This window comes from Candidatus Parakkermansia intestinigallinarum, assembly GCF_944389695.1.
GTDB classification, from domain to species: Bacteria; Verrucomicrobiota; Verrucomicrobiia; order Verrucomicrobiales; family Akkermansiaceae; genus Akkermansia; species Akkermansia intestinigallinarum.
This window is the reverse complement of record NZ_CALXNG010000058.1, coordinates 1-2724: the sequence shown is the minus strand read 5'-3', so window position 1 is coordinate 2724 and position 2724 is coordinate 1. Positions and strand designations below refer to the sequence as shown.

Annotated in this window: 3 protein-coding genes; 1 reads left to right on the top strand and 2 read right to left on the bottom strand. The window is 61.1% G+C overall.

Annotation, left to right across the window (positions count from 1 at the left end; genetic code table 11):
* On the bottom strand, window positions 1-189 hold a 189-nt coding region (locus tag AC6UAL_RS09565), incomplete at its 3' end, for a DUF4372 domain-containing protein (protein ID WP_500683154.1).
* A gap of 154 nt (window positions 190-343) precedes the next feature.
* On the opposite strand from AC6UAL_RS09565, the gene thiC reads away from it, so the two are divergent.
* A complete protein-coding gene (gene thiC, locus AC6UAL_RS09560; protein WP_500683153.1) occupies window positions 344-2191 on the top strand; it encodes a phosphomethylpyrimidine synthase ThiC in 1848 nt (615 codons plus the stop codon).
* 296 nt (window positions 2192-2487) lie between these two features.
* Here the strand turns inward: thiC and AC6UAL_RS09555 are convergent.
* Window positions 2488-2724 (bottom strand): hypothetical protein (locus AC6UAL_RS09555; RefSeq protein ID WP_500683152.1); only part of this gene is annotated, 237 nt, incomplete at its 5' end.

The following is a 2724-nucleotide window of genomic DNA, read 5'->3' as shown; positions in this document are numbered from 1 at the left end:
GCAGTTGCCAATGTGGCAGAAAATCATGCTCAAGAGGTGCGTCCACGTGTCGAGCCGCGAGGCACCTTTGTCGCTTTTGAACTTATTTGCGGCTTCTTCCACGATGAAGCGCGGAATAAGTCTTGCAATTTGGGCAAAAAGGGTTATATTTTCCACGGAGGTTTGTTTGTTTTTTTGTAACCCCAGCATACGGTTTGCCGGGGAAAAATCAAGCCTCCATTTTTTGTATACTCAAGGAGCCGTCAAAACGACTGCGCCTTGAAACTTTGGGACAGGTGTGAATTCTCCCCCGCCGCCCGTTTTTAAGCTTTCTTTCACGCTAGAAACTGCTACAATGCGGCGCATGAACGCCGATGAGCTCAAGTATCCCGGCTCGCGTCGCATCTACGTCGCGGGGCAACGCTACCCCGAGATTCGGGTGGCTATGCGAGAAGTCAGTCAGCAAGACACCGTCTTCCCCGACGGAACGACCGAACCCAACGAGCCCGTTCGCATCTACGACTGCTCGGGCCCTTGGGGCGACGAGGATTTTGAGGGCGACGTCCGACGCGGTCTGCCGCCTCTGCGCGCCCCGTGGATAGCGGCCCGCGGCGACGTCGCTCCGCAAGCCGGCGGCAGCCTGCGCGCCGCCGACCCCGCTGCGCCGCCCACGCAACGCGCCTACGCTTTGAAGGGCATCATCACCCCGGAGATGGAATACGTCGCCATCCGCGAAAACCTCGGGCGCGAAGCTGCCTTCAAAGCCGTCTACGACCGCTTCCCCAACGCCAAATCGCGCCCCGAAGAAGCGCAGCGCCTCCTCGATGAAATCGGCACCGGCATGCCGCGCCCCAGCGAGCTTGAGGCGCAGCCGGGCTTCTCCCCCGAGAGTATGCGCCGCCGCGCTGACCTCGACGGCTGCCATCCCCCGATGCCCGCAGCCGGCAGCCGCATGCCCGCATTCTTCACCCCCGAGTTCGTGCGCGATGAAATCGCCGCCGGCCGAGCCCTCATTCCGGCCAACATCAACCATCCCGAGGCCGAGCCCATGATCATCGGCCGCAACTTCCTCTGCAAAATCAACGCCAACATCGGCAACTCCGCCATCAGCTCGGGCATCGAGGAAGAAGTCGAAAAGCTGCGCTGGGCCATTCACTGGGGCGCCGACACGGTCATGGACCTCTCGACCGGAGCCGACATCCACCGCACCCGCGAGTGGATTCTGCGCAACAGCCCCGTGCCCATCGGCACCGTCCCCATGTACCAGAGCCTTGAGAAGTGCAGCGGCCGCGTCGGCCACCTTTCCTGGCCCATCTTCCGGGACACCCTCATCGAGCAGGCGGAGCAGGGGGTTGATTACGTCACCATCCACGCCGCGCTGTTGCAGCGCTTCGTGCCCCACACCGTCGGCCGCATGACGGGCATCGTCTCCCGCGGCGGCTCCATCATCGCCAAATGGATGATGGAGCACGATGCCGAGAACTTCCTCTACACGCACTGGGATGAAATCTGCGACATCCTCGCCGCCTACGACGTCGCCGTCTCCATCGGCGACGGCCTGCGCCCGGGATCCATTGCCGACGCCAACGACTTCCCCCAGCTCGCCGAGCTCGAAGTGCAGGGCGAACTGACCGCGTCCGCTTGGGCACGCGGGGTGCAGGTCATGAACGAAGGCCCCGGGCACGTGCCGCTGCACCTCGTGCCGGAGAACATGCGAAAGCAGCTGGAATGGTGCCGCGAAGCTCCCTTCTACACCCTCGGGCCGCTGGCTACCGACATCGCACCCGGCTACGACCACATCACCGGAGCCCTCGGCGGCTCGTTGATTGCGATGCGCGGCTGCGCCATGCTCTGCTACGTCACCCGCAAAGAGCACCTCGGGCTGCCGGACAAGGAGGACGTGCGCGAAGGCGTCGTCACCTACAAACTCGCGGCCCATGCCGCCGACCTCGCGAAGGGACATCCCGGAGCCCAGCTGCGCGACAACGCCCTCTCCAAGGCGCGCTTCGAGTTCCGCTGGGAAGACCAGTTCAACCTCTCGCTCGACCCGCACCGCGCCCGCTCCTACCACGACATTACCCTGCCGCATGCCAGCGCCAAGCAAGCGCACTTCTGCTCCATGTGCGGACCCGACTTCTGCGCCATGAAGCTCACCCAAGAGCTTCGCAGCTTCTACAACGGCAAGAAGGGCAACGGCAAGAAGGGCAGGTAAAATGGAACCCTCGCGTCGTCCCTCTCCCCCTGCCGTGTTCGCGAGCAGACTCCGTTTGCAACTCCCGCTCCCCCGCGGCAGCAGGGGAGAAGGAGCGGGAACGGGCGCACACCTGTCCCAAAGTTTCAAGGCGCAGTCGTTTTGACTACGCCTTGAGTATACAAAAAATGGAGGCTTGATTTTTCCCCGGCAAACCGTATGCCGGGGTTACACAAAAACAAACAAACCTCCGTGGAAAATATAACCCTTTTCGCGCAAATTGCAAGACTTATTCCCCGCTTCACAGGGCAGACGCATTAGAGAATTTCACGTCGGATTTTAAGTTGTTTCTTGTAATAACAACGCGCATTCTCCTTTGCACGAGGGTGAAGTTGGGTGAAATCGAGCAATTTGGCCCTGTTCAGTCTTTTCTGGATGTCGTTATGGTCGTGACGTAATCCAAATGCGTCTGCCCTGCCCCGCTTCATCGTAAAAGAAGCCGCAAAAAAGTTCCAAAGCGACAAAGGAGCCTCGCGGCTCGACACGTGGACGCA